Origin of the sequence: Hydrogenophaga crocea, assembly GCF_011388215.1 — a bacterium.
GTDB classification, from domain to species: Bacteria; Pseudomonadota; Gammaproteobacteria; order Burkholderiales; family Burkholderiaceae_C; genus Hydrogenophaga; species Hydrogenophaga crocea.
This window is the reverse complement of the sequence record NZ_CP049989.1, coordinates 2,244,987-2,270,056: the sequence shown is the minus strand read 5'-3', so window position 1 is coordinate 2,270,056 and position 25,070 is coordinate 2,244,987. Positions and strand designations below refer to the sequence as shown.

The window sequence follows — 25,070 nt, the reverse complement described above, 5'->3', positions numbered from 1 at the left end:
GAGCGGGCTCAGGACCCGATCACCCCGCCATCGTTCTTGGTGATCACGATCGTGGCCGAGCGCGGGCGTTGGCCCGCGCCGTAGCCGGCGTTGGACGGCCACTGGCTTTCGTACTTGGCCGGGTCGCCGATGTCGGCCATCTTGGTGTTCTCGCCCGCATGCTGGATGTTCACGAACAGCGCGCGGCCATCGGGCGTTTCGGTGATGCCGGTGATCTCGGCACCCCTGGGGCCGACGAGGAAGCGGCGCAGCGTGGCCGGCGTCTGCGCCTTGCCCGCGGGCGTGCTCACTTCGCGCTCGCCGGCCTTGAGCGTCACGCGGCGGCCGTCGCCCACCTGGCCCGGCAGCGCGGCCAGCAGCATGCAGTTGGTCTTGTCGGTGTAGGCGCCGTCGTCGGTCTCGATCCAGCAGATGCCCGTGGCCTTGCTGAACACCAGGCCGTCAGGCGAGGACAAGTCGTTGTCGGCGGTGAGGCTGGAGAGGTTCACCGTGGCCTGGTCGGCGTCGGCCTCCGAACCGAACAGGTAGATGTCCCAGCGGAACGTCGCCTCGGCGGGCGTGGCCTCGGCCAGGCGCACGATGTGGCCGTGCACGTTGCCTTTTTGCTCCTTGCCGGCCTTGAGGTCGGTGTAGGCGCGCGGGTTGGCCGCGTCCACCGTGGCGGGCGTGCGCTGGCTGTTGTTGGTGAGGGTGATGTAGACCTCGCCGTTCCTGGGGTTCACGCCGGTCCACTCGGGGCGGTCCATCTTGGTCGCGCCCGCGGCGTCGGCGGCCAGGCGCGTGAACACGCAGACGTCGGCCTGGGTCTTGAAGTCGAAGCCCCTGTAGGCGGCGATGGCCGGGTTCTTCGGCGACAGCTCGAGCCACTCGCCCGTGCCGTCGGGGTTGAAGCGCGCCACGTACAGCGTGCCGCTGTCCAGGTACTTGTCGCCCGCGGCGAGGCGGTTGCGCGGCTGGGCATCGGCCGGGTCCCACTTCTCGCTCGACACGAACTTGTAGATGTACTCGCCGCGCGCGTCGCAGCCCATGTAGGCCACCACCGGCTGGCCCGCCACCGGCACGGCGAAGCTCACGTTTTCGTGCGCGAAGCGGCCCAGCGCGGTGCGCTTGGTGAGCAGGGTGTTCGGGTTGTACGGGTCGAGTTCGACCACGTAGCCAAAGGTGTGGAATTCATTGCGGTAGTCCTCGCGCGCGCTCGCGCCGGTGACGCCGGTGTTCCAGCGCTGGAAGCGGTCTTCGCTGCCGCCCGATTCCCAGCCGTGGCGGCTCGGCGCGCCCGCGCGACGGCCGTAGCGGTTGAAGGCGTTGACCATCTTCGGGTCGTTGCGGCGTGCGTCGTCCTGCGCGTCGCGGAAGAAGTAGCCGAACCAGTTTTCTTCGCCCGACACCAGCGTGCCCCAGGGCGTGCGGCCGGTGCCGCAGTTGTTCACCGTGCCGCGGGCCTTGGTGCCGCCGGGGCTGAAGCGCGTGACCAGGTGCGCGCTGCCCGCGGCGGGGCCGGTGAACACGGCCTCGCTGAGCGTGGTGATGCGCCGGTTCAGCGGCGAGTCCTGGCGCGTGACCCAGCGGCGGCCGTCGCGGCGCACCTCGACCACCGAGATGCCGTGGATCATCAGCTCCTTGTCGATCTCGGCCGCGGGCCGCGGCAGCGTGGACGTGCCGCCGTTGGCGTGGATGAAGAACGACGAGAGCTTCTCGTCCGTCGTGGCCTCGTGGTTCATCGCGAGCACGCCGCGCGACGAGAACGTGGCCGAGGGCTTGCCCTCGGCGTCGAGGCCGAACCACTCGATGCCGTCGTGGTGATCGCCCGCGCGGCGGCCCCATTCGTTGTCGGTGCCGTCGTTCTTGAAGGCGGGCACGCCCGCGGCCAGCGGGTCGCCGCCCGCGTAGAGCACCTGCGCGGTGTAGCCGGGCGGCACCACCACGGTGTCGGCCAGGCTGTGGGCCACGGGCTTGAAGCCCAGCTGCGACACCGGGCCCGCGGGGGCGGTGGCTTGGCCCGTGCTCGCGCAGCCGCTCAGCGCGGCGCCACCCACCACGGCCGCGCCCGCGCCGCCGCGCAGCAGGTGGCGCCGGCTCAGGCGCGCGTTCAGCACGCTGTCGAACGTGGGATTGGGGCTGCGGTTGGAGTCTTCGTCGTTGAAGTCGATCATGGTCGGGGTCCTCGTGGGGCGGTGCTGCCGTGACCGAATGCTTGGGGTGTTTCGTGAAAGTCACATGACAGCGCGGTGTCATGCCGGGGCTTGTGTGGGCGCTTCGCGACGCAGCAGCGGCTGTCCCATGCGAATGCCCTGGCCGCTGGCCACGCCGGGCGCGAGCGCGAAGCCCGGCGGCGCGAACAGCAGGATGGTCGAGCCGTGCTCGAAGTGGCCCATTTCCTCACCGCGCGCGTACGCCGCGTCGCAGAGCAGTTCGTCGGGCCCGCGGTAGCGCGTGTTCAGCGGCAGCGGCAGCGCGCGCAGGCGCAGGCTGGCGACGAGGATGGCCGCCACCGGCACCAGCAGCAGCGGCGTGCCGTCGGCCAGGCGCGTGTAGAGCGCGGCGCGTTCGTTGCGGCAGAACAGCTTTTGCACGCGCGCGAGCGCGATCGGGTTCACGTTCCAGGTGTCGCCGCTGAAGTGCGTCACGTGCTCGAGCCGCAGCGCGTCGGGCGCGTGGAAGCGGTGGTACATGGCCGAGGTCAGGCGCAACGTGACGAAGCTGCCGCCGCGCAGGGCCGCGATGGCCTCGCGCGCGCGCGGCGAGTCGCCGATGAGCTCGCGCAGCGTGTACGGAAACCCCTTGGCCTGGAACACCTGGTCCTCGGGGTCGTCGCCCGGCGCACCGATGCGGCCGCACGCGCCCACGATCGCGTCGCAGGGGCTGGTGAGCCACTGCGGGTCGGGGTTCACCGGGCGTGCGCCCTCGCGCAGCTCGCGCGTGAAGCAGTCGTGCAGGCTGTCGAAGCGCTGCTTCTTCGCATCGCTCAGGTCGAGGTCGGTGAAGGCCTTCCACACCGCCATCGAAGCGTCGCGCACCAGCGGCTGGCGGATGCCGCTGAACCAGCCCATGAAGCGCGTGAGCGCCAGGCGCGGCACGCGGTTGGTGAGCAGGAAGTTCAGGTCTTCGTTGAGCGCGAAGCGGCGCACCTGGCGCTGCACGAAGCCCGTACCGTTCTGTCGCATGCTTTTCATCGTTGGGTCATCCGGGGGCCATACAAGTGCGGGATTTCCACGACGCCCCGAACGCCATGTCCCTGCTGTCCTATGCCGTGCCCGCGGGCTCCGCGCTGCTGGTCCTGCCTTACCTGCAACAACGCCTGGCGCTCTCGCGCGCCAAGCACCGATCGCTCGCGGGCCACTCGCGCATGGCCAAGCGGCTCGCGCGGCTGCTGCCCGGCTACGCCTTCGACGAGGCGCGCTGGTTCAGCGCCGACGGCGCCGACAGCGCGCTGGCCGCGCAGCGCCGGGCTGCTTTCGAGCGCCTGTGCGCGGCCTACGCCGGGCGCTACGCGAAGAGCCTGGCGCTCACCGCGCAGGCGCGCGAAGGCCTGGCCGATCTGCAGCTCACCAGCGCCTACCGCGTGCCGTTTCCCTTCAGCCCCTACCTGCGCGAGCGCCTCAAGGTGGGCGCCTTCGTGCAGGCCGCCAGCGGCGTGCATGTGCAAGATCTCGACGGCAACCGCTTCCTCGACCTCACGGGCTCGTACGGCGTCAACGTGCTCGGCGTGGACGTCTACAAGGCCTGCATGGAAGAGGGCGCGCGCATCGGCCTCGAACTGGGCCCGGTGCTGGGCGCGCTGCACCCGGTGGTGGCCAGCAACGTGCAGCGCCTGCAGGCTGTCTCGGGCCACGAGCAGGTGTCGTTCCACATGAGCGGCACCGAGGCCGTGATGCAGGCCGTGCGCCTGGCGCGTTACCACACGCGCAAGAAGCACCTGGTGCGCTTCTGCGGCGCGTACCACGGCTGGTGGGAAGACGTGCAACCCGGCCCCGGCAACCCCTTGCCCCCGCGCGAGACCTACACGCTCAAGGACATGGACGAGCGCAGCCTGGCGGTGCTGCGCACGCGCCGCGACATCGCCTGCGTGCTCGTGAACCCGCTGCAGGCCCTGCACCCCAACCGCAACGCGCCCGGCGACGGCACGCTCATGAACGGCCTGCGCAGCGCCGGCTTCGACCGCGCGGCCTACACGCGCTGGCTGCAGCGGCTGCGCGAGGTCTGCACCGAGCGCGGCATCGTGCTGATCTTCGACGAGGTCTTCCTCGGGTTCCGCCTGGCACCGGGTGGCGCGCAGGAGTACTTCGGCGTGAAGGCCGATCTCGTCACCTACGGCAAGACCGTGGCGGGCGGTTACCCGGTGGGCGTGGTGTGCGGCCGTGCCGCGCTGATGCAGCGCTTTCGCCCCGAGCGCCCGGCCGACCTGTGTTTTGCGCGCGGCACCTTCAACGCCCACCCGCACGTGATGGGCGGTATGCACGCCTTCTTCGAGCGCCTGGACACGCCCGAGGTGCAGGCGATGTACGCAGGCAGTGACGAACGCTGGAACGCGCGCTGCGCGCAGTTCAATGCCGCGATGGCAGAAGCCGGCCTGCCGGTGCGTGCGCGCAACCTGCACAGCGTGTGGACGCTCGACTACACGCAGCCGGGCCGCTACCACTGGATGTTCCAGTTCTACCTGCGCTGGCACGGGCTGGCCTTGAGCTGGGTGGGCACGGGGCGGTTCATCTTCTCGCTCAACTTCGATGACGCGGCGTTCGGCGAGGTGGTGCAGCGGTGTGTGGCGGCGGGGCGCGAGATGCAGGCGGATGGGTGGTGGACCTTGCCTTCCGGCCTGGATGCCAAGGGGATCTCGAGGCAACTGCGGTCGGAGACTCTGCGGGCACTGTTCGCACGTTGAGGCCTCCTCCGGCGGCTCCGGGTGGCGGCGCCCGGGTCAGTGGCATGCCTATAGATCACTTCAGCACACGAGTGTGGGGAGCGCCACGCAGCGACATAAAGGAGGAGGCCCTGCGCAGCAGGGCCGGGGGACAGTCGCGGAGTGGCGCACCCCGCGATCGTGTGCCCGCGAGGTGCATGCCCGAAACGCTCGCGACACCCATCCATCAGCGGTGCTGCCCCACCCCCGGATCGATCAACTGCCCCTTGAGCAGATAGAACGGCGCCTTGTGGTACAGCTTGATGTCGTGGAACGGGTCGGTGAGGATCTTGGTCGCCCACACCAGACCGGTCTGGATGTCCTGCAGGAAAAACAGGTGCACCGTGCGGAACAACAGGCCGCCGATGCCCAGGCCCAGCCACAGCGTGCCCACGTGGCGGATGTAGCCCACGTTGTCGTGGTGCGGCTCGAACAGGCCCAGCACCGAGGGATCGATCCACACCAGCACCGGCACCAGCGCCCACAGCGCCATCAGCACCACCTTGCGGCGCAGGTTGTAGCCCACCTTGATGTCTTCCTTGTACTCGTGCGTGGCCTGGTTCACGTGGTCGTAGCCCTTGGGCTCGAAGAAGAAGTGGCCGGCCTGGCGCGAGGTCATCGAGACCAGCCAGGCGATCAGCGCCGAGATCACGGGGTCGAACCACAGCATCACGTAGGCGATCACGAAGCTGATCGCGCTCACCAGGTGCAGCGTCTGGTTGATGCGGCTGTGGTGGTAGTAGCGGTGGTCGTCCCAGCGCTGGGTCTGCAAGGCATCGAAGAAATCTTTCAAGGCGGGCGCTCCGTGGTCGAAGTCAGGGGAGGGTGACGCAAAGGTCCGCGGCATGGTCGGCCGCGCCTGTGAAAGCGCGGTGACAGTGGCGCCGCGTCACCGCGCTGGCACGCGGTCGTCATCGCGGTGTCGCGCTGTCACACGGCTGTTGCGAAGCGGCCGGAGCATGCGCGCCATGATCACCGCCGACACCGATGCCTTCCTGGTCGAGGAATTTCCCGCCGCGCGGCCCTCGCTGCGCCTGTCGGTCGTGACCGAGACCTGGCCGCCCGAAATCAACGGCGTGGCGCTCACGCTGTCGCGGCTCGTGCAGGGGCTGTGCGCGCGCAACCACCAGGTGCAGCTGATCCGCCCGCGGCAGACACGCGCCGATGCCGCGCGCAGCGACGAGGGCTTCGAAGAACTGCTGATGCGCGGCATGCCGATCCCGCGCTACCCCGAACTCAAGCTCGGCCTGCCGAGCAAGGGTGCGCTGGTGCGCGCCTGGACGCTGCAGCGGCCCGACCTGGTGCACATCGCCACCGAAGGGCCGCTGGGCTGGTCGGCGCTGCAGGCGGCGCGCCGCCTGCGACTGCCCGTCACGTCCGACTTCCGCACCAACTTCCACGCCTACAGCCGGCACTACGGCGTGGGCTGGCTCAAGACGCCCATCGCGGCCTACCTGCGCAAGTTCCACAACCTCACGCGCTGCACCATGGTGCCCACGCAGGCGCTGCGCGCCGAGCTGCAGGCCATCGGCTTTCACAACGTGCAGGTGGTGGCGCGCGGCGTGGACACGCAGCGCTTCACCCCCGAACGCCGCAGCGAGGCGCTGCGTGCGCAATGGGGCGCCGGGCCCGACACGCTGGTGATGATCGCCGTGGGCCGGCTCGCGCCCGAGAAGAACCTCGAGGTCGTGGTGCGCGCCCACGAGGCCATGCGCGCGGTGCGCAGCGATGTGAAGCTGGTCTTCGTGGGCGACGGGCCGCAGCGCGCCGCGCTGCAGCAGCGCTGCCCGCAGGCCGTGTTCGCGGGCATGCGCCGCGACACCGACCTGTCGGCCCACTACGCGAGCGCCGACCTGTTCGGCTTCGCCAGCCTCACCGAAACCTTCGGCAACGTGACGCTCGAAGCGCTGGCCAGCGGCCTGCCGGTGCTCGCCTTCGACACCGCGGCCGCGGGCGACTGGGTGCGCCACGGCCACAACGGCTGGCTCGCTGCGCCGCACGACCCCGAGGGTTTCGTGCGGCAGGCCGCGGCGCTGGCGCACGAGCCCGCGCGCGTGCGCCACGCGGCCTCGCAGGCGCGCGCGCAGGTGGCGCCGCTGGACTGGGCGCAGATCGCGCGCCAGGTCGAAGACATCTTCCTGCGCACCACGGGCTGGCCGGTGCTGCCGGGCGCGCGCGACGCGCAAGCGTCATCGGGCTTTCACGACCCTTTCACGCGCGCTCTCTAGCCTTTCGTTTTTCTCTCGCTCGCAACCCCACAGGACACACCATGACGCATCCGATCGACAGCGAAGACCTGCCCACCAATCCCAGCCACAACGAACACTTCCAGCGCGTGGTGGAACGCGCCGTGAACCGCCGCGGCTTCCTGCTCAAGACCGGCGTGGGCGCCGCTGCCGTGGGCTTCCTCTCGGCCGGCCTCACGGGCTGCGGCGGTGGCGGCAGCGACGCACCGGTTGCGGGCGGCAGCACGCCGCCGGCCGCTGGCCCGCTGCTGGGCTTCACCGCCATCCCCACCGACACCGGCGACCGCGTGACCGTGGCCCCGGGCTACACCGCCACCGTGCTCGCGCCCTGGGGCACGCCGCTGTTCTCCACCGGCCCCGGCGCCACCTGGGTCGGCGACGGCAGCGAAGACGCCGCCGCGCAGGCGCGCCAGATGGGCGACAACCACGACGGCATCCACTACTTCGCCATCAACGGCAAGAGCGACGAAGGCCTGCTCGTGATGAACCACGAGTACACCAACCTGCAGTACCTGTTCACCAACGGCGTGGTCGACAGCCTCGACGACGCCAACAAGGACCTGAACGCGCACGGCGTGGCCGTGGTGCACGTCAAGCGCACCGCCGGCACCTGGGCCGTCGTGGTCGACTCGGCCTACAACCGCCGCATCACCGGCAACACGCTCATGCAGCTCACCGGCCCCGCGGCCGGCGACGCGCTGCTGCAGACCAGCGCCGACCCCACGGGCACGGCCGTGTTCGGCACGCTCAACAACTGCGGCAACGGCTGGACGCCCTGGGGCACGTACCTGACCTGCGAAGAGAACTTCAACCAGTACTTCGGCACCACCAACACCGCCAACCCAGGCCAGACGCGCGACGCCAACATGGTGCGCTACGGCCTTAGCAGCGGCACCACCTCGCGCAAGTACGAGCAGTACTTCGACCGCTTCGACTGGCAGAAGGAGCCCAACGAAGCCAACCGCTTCGGCTGGATCGTCGAGATCGATCCCTTCGACGTGAACGCCACGCCCAAGAAGCGCACCGCGCTGGGCCGCATCAAGCACGAGAACGCTGCCTACGCCATCGCCGCCGACGGCCGCGTGGTGGTCTACATGGGCGACGACCAGGCCAACGACTACGTCTACAAGTTCGTGTCCACCGGCCGCTACATCGCGGGCGACATCGTGAACAACCGCAACCTGCTCGACAGCGGCACGCTGTACGTGGCGAAGTTCAACGACGGCGCGACCACCGGCGACATGATGGGCACGGGCGAATGGCTGCCCCTGACCGCTGCCAACCCCGCGCTGTCCGCCTTCAGCTCGCAGGCCGACATCCTGGTGCGCACGCGCCAGGCCGCCGACGCGCTGGGCGCCACGCCCATGGACCGCCCCGAGTGGGTCACGGTGCATCCGCAGACCCGCGAGGTGTACGTGACGCTCACGAACAACTCGGGCCGCGCCACCACCAACGACGCCAACCCGCGCACCGGCAACGTGTACGGCCAGATCGTGCGCTGGCGCGAGGCGGGCAACGACCCGACCGCGCTGACCTTCGAATGGGACATCTTCGTGCTCGCGGGCAACCCCACGATCGCGCAGGCCAACCCGCTCAACAACGGCTCGTCCAACGTCACTGTCGACAACACCTTCAACAGCCCCGACGGCCTGGGCTTCGACAACGCGGGCCGCCTGTGGATCCAGACCGACGGCAACTACAGCAACACCGGCAACTACGCCAACCAGGGCAACAACCAGATGCTCTGCGCCGATCCCGTCACCAAGGAGATCCGCCGCTTCCTCGTGGGCCCGGTGGAGTGCGAGGTGACCGGCCTGACCTTCACGCCCGACAGCAAGACCCTGTTCATCAACATCCAGCACCCGGGCGAAGGCGGCAACAGCCACTGGCCCGCGGGCGGCACGGCGCGCCCGCGCTCGGCCACGCTGGTGATCACCAAGAACGACGGCGGCGTGATCGGCACCTGATCGCGGCCAGGCCATGAAAAAAGCCCGCACGGGGAAACCCGTGCGGGCTTTTGCGTGGGAGGCGCTTCAGGCCGCGGTGGAGTCCGCGGCGTCGGTGGCCTCGTCGTCGAAACGGAAGCTGTCGCGGAAGCTGAACCACAGGGAGGTGTGGAACATCGCCGCCATCAGCAGCACGAGCGGGTAGAGCACCACCTGGAAGGCCGCCGCGCCGCCGAGCAGCGAGCTGATCAGGCCCAGCGCGAGGCCGAAGGCCATGAACACGCCCATCCAGCCCAGGGTGAACACCGTGAGCGCGCCCTTGTTGCCCCAGCAGGCCACGAGGCTGAAGAACAGGCTCTTGGCCGGCTTCACGCCGTGCCAGTACACCAGCGGCGGCGCGTGCCAAAAGGCCAGCGAGACCGGCAGGTACAGCAGCATGGCCGCGAGCATGCCCGGGCGCACCACCAGGCCCATGGCCTCGGCGCCCATGTCGCCGGTCTCGGGCGCGGGCAGGGGCGCGGGGCCGCTGAACAGGTTGGCCACGGTGATCACGGCCAGCACCGCGATCGCGTACAGGCCGCCGAGCACCAGCATGGCCCGCGTGCGCTCGGGGCCGCCGCGAAAGGCCAGCGCCAGCACCGTGGGCATGGGGAAGCGCTTCTGTTCGGCCTCGCGCGTGGCGGCCATGAGGCCCAGGGTGGCGGCCGGCACCAGCACCAGCGACAGCGCCGTGCCCACCACGGGCACCAGCGACAGCAGCGAGGCCACGACCATGAACATGAAGAACAGGCCGGTCAGCGCCAGCGGCTGGCGAAAGAAGGTGCGCATGCCGCGCTTGACCCACTGCCAGCCGGTGCCGGCGGTGTTGACGTGCAGTCTCATGCGGCGGCCGTTTCTGCGGGGCGCGTGGGCGCCGCCAGCGGCAGGCGCGCGCGCAGCACGCGCTCGAAGTGGCCCGGATCGTGCGGCTTGAGCAGCGCGGCCTCGCGCGGCAGGTGCAGGTCCCACAGGCGCGAGAGCCAGAAGCGCAGCGCGCCCGCGCGCAGCAGGGCCGGCAGCAGCGTGCGCTCGGCGGCGGTGAGCGGGCGCACGCCCTCGTAGGCGTTCAGGAAGGCCTGCTGCAGTTCGGGCACGGGCTCGCCGTCGCGCTCGCCACCGTGGCGCACGCACCAGTCGTTGAGGCACACCGCGAGGTCGAACAGCCAAGTGTCCACGCCCGCGAAGTAGAAGTCGAAGAAGCCGCTCACGGCCTCGCCGTCGAACATCACGTTGTCGCGGAACAGGTCGGCGTGGATCGGGCCGCGCGGCAGGGCCTTGTAGGCGCTGCCCTCGGCGATGTGGTTCTGGTAGGCCAGCTCGGCGCGCAGCAGCGCGGCCTGTTCGGGCGCGAGAAAGGGCAGCACCACGGGCACGGTCTCGTTCCACCAGGGCAGACCGCGCAGGTTGGGCTGCTGGCGGTCGAAGTCGCGGCCCACCAGGTGCATGCGCGCAAGCAGCGCGCCCACGGCCGCGCAGTGCGCCGCGCCGGGGGCGAGCTCGCTCGCGCCGCGCAGTTTGTCGACCACCGCCGCGGGCTTGCCCTGCACCGTGTGCAGGATCTCGCCGCGTGCGTCGGCCGCGGGCTCGGGCACCGGCACGCCGTGCGTGGCCAGGTGCTTCATGAGGTGCAGGTAGAACGGCAAGTGCTCGAACCCCAGGCGCTCGAACACCGTGAGCACGTGCTCCACGGTCTGGCCCTCGCGCTCGCTGGTGACGAAGTAGTTGGTGTTCTCGATGCCGCCCTGGATGCCGCGCAGCTCGGTGAGCGTGCCCAGGTTCAGGCGCTCGAGCAGGGCGGCGGCTTCCGCGAACGGGACTTCGGTGTAGACAGCCATGGCGCGGTCAGAAATCGAGCACGCGCCAGCTGCTGCGCCCCGCATTGCCCGAGGGGCGGCCGTTCTCGCCCGGCGTCTGGCCCGGGGCCAGCGGCTTGATCTGGTAGGCCGGCGCGCCGTTCTTGGGCGTGACCTGGATCGACTGCGTCTGGCCGTCCACACGCAGCTCGTCGATGCGGGTGAGCGCGTCTTCGTTGGTGATGCGCTCGATGCGGTCGCCCGCGGCGCGCTGGGGCGGCGGCGACTCGGCGGGCGGCGTCTGGGCGGCGGCGCTGGCGGCCGTCAGCAGGGCGGCCAGGGCAAGGGCGGGCGGGGCGGTTCGGACCATCCCGGCATTGTAGGCAGCGCGACCGTGGCCGCGCTGCCGCCGAGGGCTTGGGCGCGGCCATCCCCGACAATGGGCGCCATGACGCAAGACCCCGCCCGCACGCTGCTGCTCATCGACGGATCGAGCTACCTCTACCGCGCCTACCACGCCATGCCCGATCTGCGGGCCGTGCCCGGCGACCCGGCCAGCCCGGCCACCGGCGCCATCCGCGGCATGATCAACATGATGCAGAGCCTGCGCAAAGAGGTGCCGGCCGCCTTCGCGGCCTGCGTCTTCGACGCCTCGGGCCCGACCTTCCGCGACGCGCTCTACCCCGAGTACAAGGGCCACCGCAGCCCCATGCCCGACGACCTGCGCGCGCAGATCCCCCCGATCCACGAGGTGGTGCGCCTGCTGGGCTTTCCGGTGCTCGACGTGCCCGGCGTGGAGGCCGACGACGTGATCGGCACGCTCGCGCGCGCCGCCGCCGAACAGGGCTTGCAGGTGGTGATCAGCAGCGGCGACAAGGACCTGGCGCAGCTCGTGAACGAGCAGATCGCCATCATCGACACCATGAGCGGCAAGCGCCGCGACCTCGCGGGCGTGCAGGCCGAGTTCGGTGTGCCCGCGCACCTGATGGTCGATTACCAGACCCTGGTCGGCGACCCGGTGGACAACGTGCCCGGGGTGGAAAAGGTGGGCCCCAAGACGGCCGCCAAGTGGCTCAACGAATACGGCTCGCTCGACGCGCTGGTGGCGCGCGCCGGCGAGATCAAGGGCGTGGCGGGCGAGAACCTGCGCAAGGCGCTCGACTGGCTGCCCACGGGCCGCCAGCTCGTGACCATCAAGACCGATTGCGACCTCAATGGCCATGTGCCCGGCCTGCCCGCGCTCGACGCGGTGAAGATGGGCGAGCCCGACAACGCCGCGCTCAAGGACTTCTACGAGAAGTACGGCTTCAAGTCGCTCGCGGCCAAGGCCGCGGCCGGCCAGGACGCGCCCGTGGCCGGCGGGTCCACCGCGGTGGACCCGGGCATGACCCAGGGCCTGTTCGACGAGCCGCCCGTGGTCGCGGCCGATCGCCCCGCACTGCGCTACGAGACGCTCCTGAGCTGGGCGCAGCTCGACGCCTGGCTCGAGAAGATCGAGGCCGCCGAGCTCGTGGCGCTGGACACCGAGACCACCTCGCTCGACGAGATGGTGGCCGAGATCGTGGGCATCTCGTTCAGCGTCACGCCCGGCGAGGCGGCCTACATCCCGCTGCGCCATGCGGGGCCCGACGCGCCCGAGCAGCTGCCCTTCGACGAGGTGCTGGCGCGCCTCAAGCCCTGGCTCGAGAACCCCGCCAAGCCCAAGCTCGGCCAGCACGTCAAGTACGACCGCCACGTGTTCGCCAACCACGGCATTCAGGTGCGCGGTTATGCGCACGACACCATGCTGCAAAGCTATGTGCTCGAGGTGCACAAGCCGCACAGCCTGGAAAGCCTGGCCGAGCGCCACACCGGCCGCAAGGGCATCGGCTACGAAGACCTGTGCGGCAAGGGCGCGCACCAGATCCCGTTCGCGCAGGTCGACGTGGCCAAGGCCGCCGAGTACTCGTGCGAAGACAGCGACCAGACGCTGGACGTGCACCGCGTGCTCTGGCCGCGGCTGCAGGCCGACGACAAGCTGCGCTTCATCTACGAACTCGAGATGCAGAGCAGCGAGGCGCTGTTCCGCATCGAGCGCAACGGCGTGCTGATCGACGCGCCCACGCTGGCCGCGCAAAGCCACGAACTGGGCCAGCGCATCGTGGCGCTGGAGCAGGAGGCCTATGCCATCGCGGGCCAGCCCTTCAACCTGGGCAGCCCCAAGCAGTTGGGCGAGATCTTCTTCGACAAGCTCGGCCTGCCCGTGATCAAGAAGACCGCCACCGGCGCGCGCAGCACCGACGAAGAGGTGCTCGAGAAGCTCGCCGAGGACTATCCGCTGCCGGCCAAGATCCTCGAGCACCGCAGCCTGTCCAAGCTCAAGGGCACCTACACCGACAAGCTCGCGCAGATGGCCAACCCGCGCACCGGCCGCGTGCACACGCACTACGCGCAGGCCGTGGCGGTCACGGGCCGGCTTTCGAGCAACGACCCCAACCTGCAGAACATCCCCATTCGCACCGCCGAAGGCCGGCGCGTGCGCGAGGCCTTCGTGGCGCCCGCGGGCCGCGTGATCGCCAGCGCCGACTACTCGCAGATCGAGCTGCGCATCATGGCCCACATCAGCGAAGACGCGGCCCTGCTGCGCGCCTTCCACGAAGGCCAGGACGTGCACCGCGCGACCGCGGCCGAGGTGTTCGGCGTGGAGCTGGCCCAGGTCAGCAGCGAACAGCGCCGCTATGCCAAGGTGATCAACTTCGGCCTCATCTACGGCATGAGCGCCTTCGGCCTGGCCAAGGCCCTGGGCATCGACAACACCGCGGCCAAGAACTACATCCAGCGCTATTTCGAGCGCTTCGAGGGCGTCAAGCGCTACATGGACGAGACGCGCCAGAGCGCCAAGAGCAAGGGCTACGTGGAGACCGTGTTCGGTCGCCGCCTCTACCTGCCCGAGATCAACAGCCCCAACGGCCCCCGCCGTGGCGCGGCCGAGCGCGCCGCCATCAACGCCCCCATGCAGGGCACGGCGGCCGACCTGATCAAGCTCAGCATGGTCGCGGTGCAGGCCGCGATCGATGCGCAGCAGCGTGGCACGAAGATGATCATGCAGGTGCACGACGAACTGGTGTTCGAGGTGCCCGAGGCCGAGGTCGACTGGGTGCGCACCGAGGTGCCGCGCCTGATGGCGGACGTGGCCGCGCTCAAGGTGCCCTTGCTGGCCGAGGTGGGCGTGGGCCCGAACTGGGAAAAGGCCCATTGAGCGCGTGAACCTTCGGCCGCGGTCAGAATCTGCCCCGCTTTCAACCCCCACAGAGGAGACACGCATGCTGGACCAGAACCTGACCCGCGACGCCGAGGCCCTGCTGCCCGGTGAGAGCACCGAGCGCGGTGCCACGCGCCGTACCGCGCTCAAGGCCGCGCTGGGTGTGGGCTACGCCGCCGCGGCCACGCCGTTGATGGCGCAGACCGCGATCAAAACGCCCAGCGACGGGCTCACCGTGGGCGAGGTGATGATCGACGTCAACGGCTTCCAGATGCCCGCCTACCGCGCCGCGCCCGCGGGCAAGACCGGCCTGCCCGTGGTGCTGGTGCTGTCCGAGATCTTCGGCGTGCACGAGTACATCGCCGACACCGCGCGCCGCTTCGCGCGCGCCGGCTACCTGGCGATCGCGCCCGAGCTGTTCGTGCGCCAGGGCGACCCCCAGAGCTACGGCGAAATGGCCAAGCTGATCGCCGAGGTGATCAGCAAGGTGCCCGACCCGCAGGTGCTGGCCGACCTCGACGCCACCGTGAAATGGGCCGGCGCGAACGGCGGCGATGTGAGCAAGCTCGGCGTGACCGGTTTTTGCTGGGGTGGCCGCCAGGTGTGGCTCTACAGCGCGCACAACCCCGCGGTGAAGGCCGGCGTCGCCTGGTACGGCCGGCTCGTGGGCCAGCAGAACGCGCTCACGCCGAAGAACCCGGTGGACGTGGCCGGCCAGCTGCACGGCCCGGTGCTGGGCCTGTACGGCGGCGCCGACACCGGCATCCCGCTTGACACGGTTGATAAGATGAAAACCGCTTTGGCCGCCGGCAGTGCGGCGGCCAGATCCTCGACCTTCGTGGTGTACCCGGACGCCCCGCACGCCTTCCACGCCGATTACCGGCCGAGCTTCCGCAAGGAGCCCGCCGAAGATGGCTGGAAGCGCGCGCTGGCCTGGTTCAAACAGCACGGTGTGGCCTGACGCCAGGCCCGCTCCTCAACGAAGGCCGCCCCCGGGCGGCCTTTTTTTCGTGGTGAATGCACATGACCTTGTTGGCCATCCTCGTGGGCACCGTCGCGGCCGGTGTCGGCAGCGTGTGGATCGCGGCCCTGCTGGGCTTTGCGATGCTGGCCCGTTTCACGCAGCACATGCTGAGCCTGGCGGCCGGCGCGCTCATGGCCACGGCCTTCATGCACCTGCTGCCCGAGGCCTTCGAGAGCGCGGCCGGCGCGCACGAGTTGTTCGCGCTGCTGCTGGGCGGCCTGGTGTTCTTCTTCCTGCTCGACAAGGCCGAGCTCTGGCACCACGGCCACGAGCACGGGCAGGGGCCGGACCACGCGCACGAACACGCCCGGGGCCATGAGGGCCACAGCCACGCGCATGCCCATGCTCATGCGCACCACCACCACGGCCACGCCCACGCCGGCGAGCGCCGCGCGGGCGGCTGGGCCGTGCTGCTCGGCGACAGCGTGCACGCCTTCGGCGACGGCATCCTGATCGCCTCGGCCTTCATGGCCGACCTGCGCCTGGGCGTGGTGGCCGCGCTCGCGGTGATGGCCCACGAGGTGCCGCACCACATGGGCGACCTGGTGGTGCTGCGCCAGACCTCGGGCACGCAGCGCGCGGCGCTGGTGAAGGTCTCGCTCGCGGGCACGGTCACGGCGCTGGGCGGCCTGGTGGGTTACTTCCTGCTGGTGCGGCTCGAAGAATGGCTGCCGTATTTCCTGGTGGCGGCGTCGAGCAGCTTCGTCTACGTGGCGCTGGCCGACCTGATCCCGCAACTGCAGAAGCGCCTGGGCCTGCGCGAGACCGTGGCCCAGGTGGTCTGGCTGGTGGCGGGCATCGCCCTGGTCACCGTGGTGAGCGGCCTCGCCCACGCCGGCCATTGAACGGGCCTACGCGGTCGGGCCCTCGCCGAAGCTGAAGCGGAAGGTCGCGCCCACGCCGGGTTCACCGTGCGCGGTCACGGTGCCGCCGTGGCGGTCGATGATGCGGCGCACCGTGGCCAGGCCGATGCCCGTGCCCTCGAACTCGTGCGCGCGGTGCAGCCGCTTGAAGGGCTTGAAGAGCTGGTCGACGTAGGCCATGTCGAAGCCCGTGCCGTTGTCGCTCAGGAAGAAGCGCGGCACGCCGTTCTCGTCCACCCCGTCCTGGCCCCAGGCGATCTCGGCGATCTCGCGCTGGCGTGTGTACTTGAGCGCGTTGCCGAACAGGTTTTCGAGCACGATGCGCGCGAGGTCGGGGTCGACATTGGCCAGCAGGCCCGGCTGCAGGCTCACGCGCACCTGGCGCTGCGGCTCGCGCGCGAGCTCCTGGTCGAGCACGGCGCGTGCGAGCTCGCTGAGATCGATCTCCATGCGGTGGAGCACGCCCTGGCTCACGCGCGCCAGGCCCAGCAGGTCGTTGATGATCGCGCCCATGCGCGCCGAGGAGCCGAGCACGCGGTCGAGCAGCTGGCGGGTGTCCTCGTCGGCGATCGGCTCGATCTGCTCCTTGAGCAGCTGGGTGAAGCCATCGATGGCGCGCAGCGGCGACTTGAGGTCGTGCGAGACCGAGTAGGCGAAGGCGTCGAGCTCGGCGTTGAGCTTTTGCAGCTCGGCCGTGCGTTCGCGCACGCGCTGCTCCAGGGTTTCGTTGAGCCGCACGATCTCGCGCTCGCTGCGCAGGCGCACCAGCTCGGCCTTGGCGCGCGCCGCGAAGATCGAGAGCAGGGCCTGGGTGTCGGGCTTGATCGTGAGCGGCTCGCGCCACATCGCGCCCAGCAGACCGATGGCCCGGCCCTCGGCGTCGCGCAGCGCCAGGCCGATGTAGGCCTGGTAGCCCTGGGCGCGCAGCTGGGGCGCGGCGGGGTAGTGGTCGGCCAGGTTCACCGTGCAGCTCATGAGACCGTCGCGCCGCAGCGTGTCGGCGCAGGGCGTGCCCGCCACGTTGAAGGCGAAGTTGCGGCTCAGGCGCCCGTCGCGCCACACGGCCAGGGTGTCGAGCACGGTGTCGTCGCGCACCTCGGCCACCATCACCATGCCGGCGTCGATGGCGCCGCTCAGGTGCTGCGCCAGTGCGCTGAAAAAGGCTTCGCCAGTCTCGGCGGCCACGCCCTTGGCCACCTCGAGCAGCAGCGCCTCGCGGCGCTTCTCGTCGCTGATGTTGATGCTGCTGGCGAGGATGCAGGGCTCGCCGTCGATCTGGATCACCTCGGCCCAGATGCGGCTGTCGACCAGCGTGCCGTCCTTGTGGCGCATGCGTGTCTCGTAGGCATCGACGTGGCCGTCGCGCACGAGCAGGTCGACGAAGCGCTGGCGTTCTTCGGGGCTGAGCCACACGCCCAGCTCGAGCGAGGTGCGGCCCTTGAGCTCATCGGCCGTCAGGCCCTGCACGCGGTCTTCGGCCCGGTTCACCTCGAGGATGGTGCCGTCGGACAGGCGCGAGAGCGTGAGGTTGAGCGGCGCGAAATTGAAGGCGGTGGCGAACAGCGCCTCGGAGCGGCGCAGGCGTTCGAGCAGCTGCTCGCGGCTGGTCACGTCGGTGACGGTGGAGATGATCAGCCGGTCTTCTTCTTCGCTGCCGGTCTCGCTCGAGATCATGGCCTCGAAGGTGCTGCCGTCGGCGCGCCGGCTGCGGCAGCGGTGGTTGTCGATGGTGCGTTCCTTGGCGAGCCGCTCGACGTAGCGCTCGCGCTCCATCGGGTCGGCCCAGAGGAAGGTGTCCTCGCGGCCCAGCACCTGGTTGCGGCGGTAGCCGAAGCAGCGCTCGAAGGCGGGGTTGACGTCGAGGATGGCGCCATTGCGCGCCGACTGCGCGATCATGGGGCTGGGGCTCGAGCGGAAGATGCGCGTGAAGCGCGCGAGGCTGCGGTCGCGTTCGAGCTCGGTCTGCTGGCGCCGCTCGAGTTCTTCGCGCAGGCGCCGCAGCGCGCGCTGGTTCACGGCCTGGATGTGCATGACCATGAGGCCCGCCGCGGTGAGCGACACCGCCTGCGTGAACCACACGCGCAGGCCGACGCGGAAATCGGGCGGCGGCCCGCCGAAGCCGGGTCCGCTCTCGATGGCGATCAGCACCGCGAGCAGCGCCAGCGTGCCCAGCAGCACCGCCACCAGCGTGCGGCGCCCGAGAAAGATGCCCGCGCCCACCACCGCGCCCACGAACAGGAAATTGACCGAGGTGCGCACCGAGCCGTAGACCACCACCGAGGCGGTGGCCGTGGCCAGCACGCCAAGGATCACCGCGCCCGCCACCGCCACCGGTGAAAGCCGGCGCTGGCGCAGGCCGTACCAGCAGACCCACGCCACCAGGGCCATGAACAGCGCGATCGGGGCTTCGCTGCGGCCCGGGGGCGCCAGCGCGATGTCGAGCAAGGCCACCAGCAGGGCCGCCACGCCCAGGCCCTGGCACATCCAGAGCAGCGCCTGTCTCAGGTCGGCCGAATCGGGCAGGTCCACCCGGACCGGTGTGCCTGCCGGCGGCGGCTCGGGCGGCAACGACGGCTCAGCCTCGTGCACGCGGTGTGCCCTCGGTGTTGCACCAGGCGCTCCAGCTGCCGGGGTAGAGCGCGGTGTTGCCCAGGCCGGCGATGTGCATGGCGAGCAGATTGGGCACGGCGCTCACGCCGCTGCCGCACTGGTGCACCACGCCCGCCGGGTCGCGCTGGCCGAGCAGGGCCGCGAACTCGGCGCGCAGTTGCGCGGCGGGCTTGAAGCGGCCGTCGGGCAGCAGGTTGTCGCCGAAGGGGCGGTTGAGCGCGCCGGGCACGTGGCCGGCCACCGGATCGAGCGGCTCGACCTCGCCGCGAAAGCGCGCGGCGGCGCGGGCGTCGATCACCGTGGTGTCGGCGCGGCCCAGGCGGGCCAGCAGGCCCGCGGTGTCGAGCGCCGGGCTCAGGCTCTCGCCCACGGCGAAGTCGCCCGCGGGGCCGGGCTGCGCGGGGCCGCTGGCCACCGCACCGCCCGCGGCCTTCCAGGCCGCGAGGCCGCCGTCGAGCACCGCCACGGCCGCGTGGCCGCACCAGCGCAGCATCCACCACAGGCGCCCGCTGGTGGCGATGCCCTGGCGGTCGAGCACCACCACCTGCTGGCCGCGCGACAGGCCCAGTGCGGCCATGCGGCGCGCGAAGGCCTCGCGCGAGGGCAGGGGATGGCGGCCCTCGCTGGCCGGGCGGCCCTTCTCGCTCAGGTCGAGGTCCAGGTCCACGTGCAGCGAGCCGGGCAGGTGCTCGGCCTCGAACATCGCGCGGCCGGCGGCCGGGTTCATGAGGTCGAAGCTGCAGTCCAGCACGAGCACCGGGGTTCCGGCGTCGCGCAGCGCCTGCAGTTCAAGGGGCTGGATCAGGGTGGCGAACATGGGCCGATTGTGGAGCACATCGGCGGACCCGCCCGCCCGGGCTTTCCTGCGGGGCCGCAGGGGTGCGCGTCAGGGCTCTTCGGCCGGGCTGCGCGGCACGGTGCGCGCCCGCAGCGCGGTGGCCGCAATGCCGCTGAGCACGATCAGGCCCATGCCCAGCCAGCCGATCAGGGGCAGCCGGTCGCCGAACAGCGTGACGCTGAACAGGGCCGCGAACACGATGCCCGAGTACTGCAGGTTGGCCACCACCATCGTCGCGCCGCGCGAGTACGCACGCGTCATGCAGAGCTGGCCGAACACCGCGAGCAGGCCGATCGGCAGCAGCCACAGCGCGCTCGGCCAGCGCAGCGGCGACACGCCCGAGAACAGCATGCCGAGCAGGCCGGCCACCACGGCGCCGAGCGAGAAATAGAACACCGTGCGCGACTCGGGCTCGCCCACCTTGGACAGCGCCGCCACCTGCAGGTAGGCCAGCGCCGCGAACAGGCCCGAGAGCAGGCCCACCAGGCCGCCCAGCGCCTGGGATTCGTTGAAGCTCGGGCGCAGCAGCATGGCCACGCCCGCGAAGCCGGCGATGACGGTGAGGAAGACCGGGGCCTGCTCGCGGATCGGCGCGTCGCGCCCCTGCACCAGCACCGCGCCGCCGAGCAGGAAAGTGGCGATCCACACGCTGCTCATGTAGTTGAGCGTCATGGCCGTGGCCAGCGGCAGCACGGCGATGGCGTAGAACCACGCGGTCAGCGAAATGGTGCCCACCACGCTGCGCCACAGGTGCATCAGCGGCACCTGCGTGGCCAGCGAAATGCCCTTCCAGCGCGTGAAGCCCCAGAGAAACAACATGCCCACGAGACCGCGGTAGGCCACGATCTCGAAGGGGTTGAAGTGCGCGGACGCGAGCTTGATGCACACCCCCATGCTCGCGAAGAAGAAGGATGCCAGCAGCATCCAGAGTGCTTGCATCCGTTAGCCCCCACGCTCCGCCGCTGCGCGGGTCGCTGCCCCCCGAGGGGGCGCGTTTCGCCTTGGGGCGGCCCGGCGGCGAAACCAGCTCAACCCGGATACCCCGTGCCCATCTTGCCGCGGTACCACTCGTGGAAGTGCTGCATGCCGTCTTCCATGGGGCTCTGGTAGGGGCCGACCTCGTTGTCGCCGCGCGCGAGCAGGGCCTTGCGGCCCGCGTCCATGCGCTCGGCGATCTCGTCGTCCTCGATGCAGGTTTCCATGTAGGCGGCACGCTGCGCCTCGACGAACTCGCGCTCGAAGGCGGCGATTTCCTCGGGGTAGAAGAAGGCCACCATGTTGAGCGTCTTGTCCACGCTGATCGGGTGCAGCGTGGAGACGGTCAGCACGTGCGGGTACCACTCGACCATGATGTGCGGGTAGTACGTGAGCCAGATGGCGCCGTGCTCGGGCAGCACGCCCTCGCGGTAGCGCATGAGCACGTCGTGCCAGCGCTGGTAGGTCGGGCTGCCGGCCTTGCCCAGCAGGTTCTGCGCGCCCACGGTCTGCACCGAGTACTCGGGCTTGAATTCCCAGCGCAGGTCTTCGCAGGTGACGAAGTTGCCCAGCCCCGGGTGGAACGGGCCCACGTGGTAGTCCTCGAGGTAGACCTCGATGAAGGTCTTCCAGTTGTAGTTGCACTCGTGCAGCTCGACGTGGTCGAGCACCATGCCCTCGAAGCTCAGTTGCTGGAGCGGGCCCATGTTCGCGAGGTCGGCCGCGATGTCGACGCCGTTGTCCTCGAACAGCAGGCCGTTCCACTCGCGCAGCTTGTAGTTGTTGAGGTTCAGGCAGGGGTCGTGCTGGAAGTGCGGCGCGCCCAGCAGCTGGCCGGCCGGGCCGCCGCCGCGGGGTGTGTTCGTGCCGCTGTAGGTCCAGCGGTGCAGCGGGCACACGATGTTGCCGCCCGCATGGCCGGCGCGCGTTTCACCGAGGTTGCCACGGCCCTTGAGCATCACGGCCTGGCGGTGCCGGCACACGTTGGACACCAGCTCGATGCCTGACGGCGTGCGCAGCAGCGCGCGGCCGTCGGCCTCTTGCGGCAGGGTGAAGTAGTCGCCCGTGTCGGGCACCGAGAGAGCGTGCCCCACATACCGGGGCCCCCGCTGAAAGATCGTCTCCAGTTCGCGCTGGAACAGCGCCTGGTCGAAATAGCTCGATACGGAAAGTTGGCTTTTGGCCTGCTGCAGTTGAAGACTCAAATCAGACATGGCGTCCTGGACCTGAAGACTCCCCCTATGAAGGGGCAGGGTAAGCGCTGTGCTCGTCAGACGAATTCGCGCGGGAAGGGTGAAGTGGTGCGTCCCTCCGGGTCCAAAGGACCCGTCGTTTCGGAAAAAAAAGAGGCCGGATTGTACCCCCCATGCAGAGGAGATCCGGGCCGTCCATCGTGGGTGGCTCGTTAGAATCGCCGCTTTGCCGCCCCCACCCCCGGGGGTGTCGCTCGATCCGCTCATGCCCCCTTCGACAACCCGCGCCGCCGCCCCATCGAATGCCCCCGTGGCCGAGAGCTACGAGGCCGCTCTGCAGGAGCTCGAGCAGCTCGTGGCCCAGCTCGACGCCGGCCAGCTGCCGCTGGAGCAGTTGCTCGCGCGCTACCAGCGCGGCGCCGAACTGCTGGCCTTCTGCCGCGACCGCCTGCAGGCGGTGGAGCAGCAGATCCAGGTCTTCGAGGCCGGACGCACGCAACCCTGGGACGCCGCATGACGGCCGCAGTGCTGGCCTCCTTCGCCGACTGGCGCGCCGCGCAGCAGGCCGCGGTCGAGCAGGCGCTCTCGCGCTTCGTGCCCGCCGACGCCCCCGCCGGCCTGGGCGAGGCCATGCGCTACGCCGTGCTCGACGGCGGCAAGCGGCTGCGCCCGCTGCTGGTGCTGGCCACCAGCGCCGCGGTGCAGGGCCACGCCGAGGCCGCGATGCGCGCGGCCTGCGCGGTCGAGCTGATCCACGCCTACTCGCTGGTGCACGACGACATGCCCTGCATGGACAACGACGTGCTGCGCCGGGGCAAACCCACGGTGCACGTGAAGTTCGGCGAAGCCCAGGCGCTGCTCGCGGGCGACGCGCTGCAGGCCCTGGCCTTCGAGCTGCTGGTGCCCGGCGAGGGCAGTCTGCCCGACGCCATGAGCGCGCGGCTGTGCCGGCTGCTCGCGCTCGCGGCCGGCGCCGACGGCATGGCCGGCGGCCAGGCCGTGGACCTCGCGAGCGTGGGCATTGCGCTCGACCAGCCCTCGCTCGAGGCCATGCACCGCCGAAAGACCGGCGCGCTGCTGCAGGCCAGCGTCACCATGGGCGCCGCCACGGGCACGGTGGGTGCCCCCGCCCTGGCCGCGCTCACCGATTACGGTGCCCGCCTGGGCCTGGCCTTCCAGGTGGTCGACGACATCCTCGACGTGACCGCCGATTCCGCCACGCTCGGCAAGACCGCGGGCAAGGACGCGGCGGCCGACAAGCCCACCTTCGTCTCCCTGCTGGGGCTCGCGGGCGCCCAGGCCTATGCCGACGCCGCGCTCGCCCAGGCCCACGAGGCCTTGCGCCGCAGCGGCCTGGCCGAGACCGGCACGCTGCACGCCCTGGCCGACTGGGTGGGCCAACGCAACTCCTGAACCGGGGCAACGCCACATGAACGCGAACCACGATCCGTCGACCCAGGCCCCCGCCACCGAACTGCTCGACCGCGTCGATTCGCCGGCCGATCTGCGCCGCCTGCCGCGCGCCCAGCTCGCGCCGCTGGCGCGCGAGCTGCGCCAGTACCTGCTGCACAGCGTGGCGCGCACCGGTGGCCACCTCAGCTCCAACCTCGGCACGGTGGAGCTCACGATCGCGCTGCACTACGTGTTCAACACGCCCGAAGACCGGCTGGTGTGGGACGTGGGCCACCAGACCTACCCGCACAAGATCCTCACGGGCCGGCGCGATCGCATGCACACGCTGCGCCAGCTCGGCGGCATCAGCGGTTTCCCGCGGCGCGACGAAAGCCCCTACGACACCTTCGGCACCGCGCACTCGTCCACCAGCATCTCGGCCGCGCTGGGCATGGCCATGGCGGCCAAGGCCAAGGGCGAGAGCCGCCGCGCCGTGGCCATCATCGGCGACGGTGCCATGACCGCGGGCATGGCCTTCGAGGCGCTCAACAACGCGGGCGTGGCCGACGGCCGCCTGCTGGTGGTGCTCAACGACAACGACATGTCGATCTCGCCGCCCGTGGGCGCGCTCAACCGCTACCTCGCGCAGCTCATGAGCGGGCGCTTCTATGCCGCGGCCAAGCACGTGGGCAAGCAGGTGCTCAAGGGCGCACCGCCGCTGTTCGAGCTCGCCAAGCGGCTCGAGGAGCAGGCCAAGGGCATGGTGGTGCCGGCCACGCTGTTCGAGAAGTTCGGCTTCAACTACATCGGCCCCATCGACGGCCACGACCTCGATTCGCTGGTGCCCACGCTGGAGAACATCCGCCAGCTGCTCGACAACGACGAGGGCCCCCAGTTCCTGCACGTGGTCACGAAGAAGGGCCAGGGCTACAAGCTCGCCGAGGCCGATCCCGTGGCCTACCACGGCCCGGGCAAGTTCGACCCGGCCGTGGGCCTGACCAAACCCGCCACGCCGCCCAAGCCCACCTTCACCCAGGTGTTCGGCCAATGGCTGTGCGACATGGCCGCGGCCGACCAGCGCCTGGTGGGCATCACGCCTGCGATGCGCGAAGGCTCGGGCATGGTGGAGTTCGAGCGCCGCTTCCCCGGCCGCTACTTCGACGTCGGCATCGCCGAGCAGCACGCCGTGACCTTCGCCGCGGGCCTGGCCTGCGAGGGCCTGAAGCCGGTGGTGGCGATCTACTCCACCTTCCTGCAACGCGCCTACGACCAGCTGATCCACGACGTGGCGCTGCAGAACCTGCCGGTGGTGTTCGCGCTCGACCGCGCGGGCCTGGTGGGCGCCGATGGCGCGACCCACGCGGGCGCCTACGACATCGCCTACCTGCGCTGCATCCCCAACGTCTCGGTGGCCTGCCCGGCCGACGAGGCCGAGTGCCGCCAGCTCTTGTCCAGCGCCTTTGCACAGGACCACCCGGTGGCCGTGCGCTACCCGCGCGGCGCCGGCGTGGGCGCGGCCCAGCCCGCGGGCCTGGAGCCGCTGCCCTTCGGCAAGGGCGAGCTGCGCCGCCAGGGCCGCGGCATCGCCATCCTGGCCTTCGGCACCTTGCTCTACCCCGCGCTCGCCGCGGGCGAGAAGCTGCACGCGAGCGTGGCCAACATGCGCTGGGCCAAGCCGCTCGACCTCGATCTGCTGCGCGATCTCGCGCGCACGCACGAGGCCATCGTCACGGTGGAAGAGGGCTGCGTCATGGGCGGCGCGGGCAGCGCCGTGATGGAGGCGCTGCAGGCCGAAGGCTTCACGCTGCCGGTGCTGACGCTGGGCCTGGCCGACGTGTTCACCGAGCACGGCGACCCGGGCAAGCTGCTGGCGCAGCAGGGCCTGGACGCGGCAGGCATCGAGGCCTCGGTGCGCGCGCGCTTCGGTGCGCTCCTCGATGGTGCATCGGGCCTGAAGGTCGTGGCCTGAGGCCTGCCCCATTGGGGTAAGTCCTCGCTGTCCGGCGAGGGAAA

At 70.5% G+C, this 25,070-nt stretch carries 19 protein-coding genes; 9 read left to right on the top strand and 10 right to left on the bottom strand.

What is annotated here, in order from left to right:
- Positions 1-8 precede the first annotated feature (8 nt).
- The gene (locus G9Q37_RS10725; protein ID WP_166227190.1) at positions 9-2,153 is read right to left on the bottom strand and encodes a PhoX family protein; all 2,145 of its coding nucleotides are present in this window, start codon (positions 2,151-2,153) and stop codon (positions 9-11) included.
- A gap of 78 nt (positions 2,154-2,231) precedes the next feature.
- The gene (gene asd, locus G9Q37_RS10720) at positions 2,232-3,164 is read right to left on the bottom strand and encodes an archaetidylserine decarboxylase (protein WP_240936596.1); all 933 of its coding nucleotides are present in this window, start codon (positions 3,162-3,164) and stop codon (positions 2,232-2,234) included.
- 65 nt (positions 3,165-3,229) lie between these two features.
- On the opposite strand from asd, the gene G9Q37_RS10715 reads away from it, so the two are divergent.
- Complete coding sequence (locus G9Q37_RS10715) at positions 3,230-4,879, top strand: aminotransferase class III-fold pyridoxal phosphate-dependent enzyme (RefSeq protein WP_166227188.1); 1,650 nt, start codon at positions 3,230-3,232, stop codon at positions 4,877-4,879.
- A gap of 205 nt (positions 4,880-5,084) precedes the next feature.
- Here G9Q37_RS10715 and G9Q37_RS10710 read toward each other — a convergent pair whose 3' ends face one another.
- Positions 5,085-5,690, bottom strand: coding sequence for a hypothetical protein (locus G9Q37_RS10710; protein ID WP_166227187.1), 606 nt, complete (start codon positions 5,688-5,690; stop codon positions 5,085-5,087).
- Positions 5,691-5,865: 175 nt separating this feature from the next.
- Here G9Q37_RS10710 and G9Q37_RS10705 point away from each other — a divergent pair, with 175 nt between their 5' ends.
- Positions 5,866-7,125: a glycosyltransferase family 4 protein gene (locus G9Q37_RS10705; protein WP_166227186.1), complete on the top strand. Its 1,260-nt coding sequence runs from the start codon at positions 5,866-5,868 to the stop codon at positions 7,123-7,125.
- A 41-nt stretch (positions 7,126-7,166) separates the two neighbouring features.
- Positions 7,167-9,110 (top strand): PhoX family protein, encoded by a 1,944-nt coding sequence (locus G9Q37_RS10700; RefSeq protein WP_166227185.1) that lies wholly within the window; start codon positions 7,167-7,169, stop codon positions 9,108-9,110.
- A gap of 66 nt (positions 9,111-9,176) precedes the next feature.
- On the opposite strand, the gene G9Q37_RS10695 is transcribed toward G9Q37_RS10700, so the two are convergent.
- From G9Q37_RS10695 to G9Q37_RS10685, 3 genes are read right to left on the bottom strand one after another with little or no spacing between them, the layout of a single operon-like run.
- Positions 9,177-9,971 carry a BPSS1780 family membrane protein gene (locus G9Q37_RS10695; RefSeq protein ID WP_166227184.1) on the bottom strand — a complete coding sequence of 265 codons (795 nt, stop codon included), beginning with the start codon at positions 9,969-9,971 and terminating at the stop codon, positions 9,177-9,179.
- Positions 9,968-10,963, bottom strand: a complete 996-nt coding sequence (locus G9Q37_RS10690; protein ID WP_166227183.1) for a homoserine kinase — start codon at positions 10,961-10,963, stop codon at positions 9,968-9,970. Before G9Q37_RS10690 ends, G9Q37_RS10695 begins: the two co-directional genes overlap by 4 nt.
- Before the next feature lie 7 nt (positions 10,964-10,970).
- The gene (locus G9Q37_RS10685) at positions 10,971-11,291 is read right to left on the bottom strand and encodes a hypothetical protein (RefSeq protein WP_166227182.1); all 321 of its coding nucleotides are present in this window, start codon (positions 11,289-11,291) and stop codon (positions 10,971-10,973) included.
- Positions 11,292-11,369: 78 nt separating this feature from the next.
- On the opposite strand from G9Q37_RS10685, the gene polA reads away from it, so the two are divergent.
- The 3 genes from polA to G9Q37_RS10670 all read left to right on the top strand — a co-directional run bounded on the left by polA (position 11,370) and on the right by G9Q37_RS10670 (position 16,031).
- Positions 11,370-14,159, top strand: coding sequence for a DNA polymerase I (gene polA, locus G9Q37_RS10680; RefSeq protein WP_166227181.1), 2,790 nt, complete (start codon positions 11,370-11,372; stop codon positions 14,157-14,159).
- A gap of 64 nt (positions 14,160-14,223) precedes the next feature.
- Positions 14,224-15,123, top strand: a complete 900-nt coding sequence (locus G9Q37_RS10675; protein WP_166227180.1) for a dienelactone hydrolase family protein — start codon at positions 14,224-14,226, stop codon at positions 15,121-15,123.
- A gap of 62 nt (positions 15,124-15,185) precedes the next feature.
- Positions 15,186-16,031 (top strand): ZIP family metal transporter, encoded by an 846-nt coding sequence (locus G9Q37_RS10670; RefSeq protein ID WP_166227179.1) that lies wholly within the window; start codon positions 15,186-15,188, stop codon positions 16,029-16,031.
- A 6-nt stretch (positions 16,032-16,037) separates the two neighbouring features.
- Here the strand turns inward: G9Q37_RS10670 and G9Q37_RS10665 are convergent, their stop codons facing one another.
- From G9Q37_RS10665 to G9Q37_RS10650, 4 genes are all read right to left on the bottom strand, one after another.
- Positions 16,038-18,638, bottom strand: coding sequence for a PAS domain S-box protein (locus tag G9Q37_RS10665; RefSeq protein WP_166227178.1), 2,601 nt, complete (start codon positions 18,636-18,638; stop codon positions 16,038-16,040).
- Positions 18,625-19,476, bottom strand: coding sequence for a sulfurtransferase (locus G9Q37_RS10660; protein ID WP_166227177.1), 852 nt, complete (start codon positions 19,474-19,476; stop codon positions 18,625-18,627). The genes G9Q37_RS10665 and G9Q37_RS10660 overlap by 14 nt, the downstream gene beginning before the upstream one ends.
- A 69-nt stretch (positions 19,477-19,545) precedes the next feature.
- The gene (locus G9Q37_RS10655) at positions 19,546-20,436 is read right to left on the bottom strand and encodes a DMT family transporter (protein WP_166227176.1); all 891 of its coding nucleotides are present in this window, start codon (positions 20,434-20,436) and stop codon (positions 19,546-19,548) included.
- A gap of 89 nt (positions 20,437-20,525) precedes the next feature.
- The gene (locus G9Q37_RS10650; RefSeq protein ID WP_166227175.1) at positions 20,526-21,686 is read right to left on the bottom strand and encodes an aromatic ring-hydroxylating oxygenase subunit alpha; all 1,161 of its coding nucleotides are present in this window, start codon (positions 21,684-21,686) and stop codon (positions 20,526-20,528) included.
- Positions 21,687-21,930: 244 nt separating this feature from the next.
- Here G9Q37_RS10650 and xseB point away from each other — a divergent pair, with 244 nt between their 5' ends.
- From xseB to dxs, 3 genes are read left to right on the top strand one after another with little or no spacing between them, the layout of a single operon-like run.
- Complete coding sequence (xseB, locus tag G9Q37_RS10645) at positions 21,931-22,182, top strand: exodeoxyribonuclease VII small subunit (protein ID WP_166227174.1); 252 nt, start codon at positions 21,931-21,933, stop codon at positions 22,180-22,182.
- The gene (locus G9Q37_RS10640; RefSeq protein WP_166227173.1) at positions 22,179-23,078 is read left to right on the top strand and encodes a polyprenyl synthetase family protein; all 900 of its coding nucleotides are present in this window, start codon (positions 22,179-22,181) and stop codon (positions 23,076-23,078) included. The genes xseB and G9Q37_RS10640 overlap by 4 nt, the downstream gene beginning before the upstream one ends.
- A gap of 16 nt (positions 23,079-23,094) precedes the next feature.
- Positions 23,095-25,026 (top strand): 1-deoxy-D-xylulose-5-phosphate synthase, encoded by a 1,932-nt coding sequence (gene dxs, locus G9Q37_RS10635; RefSeq protein ID WP_166227172.1) that lies wholly within the window; start codon positions 23,095-23,097, stop codon positions 25,024-25,026.
- Positions 25,027-25,070: the final 44 nt, after the last annotated feature.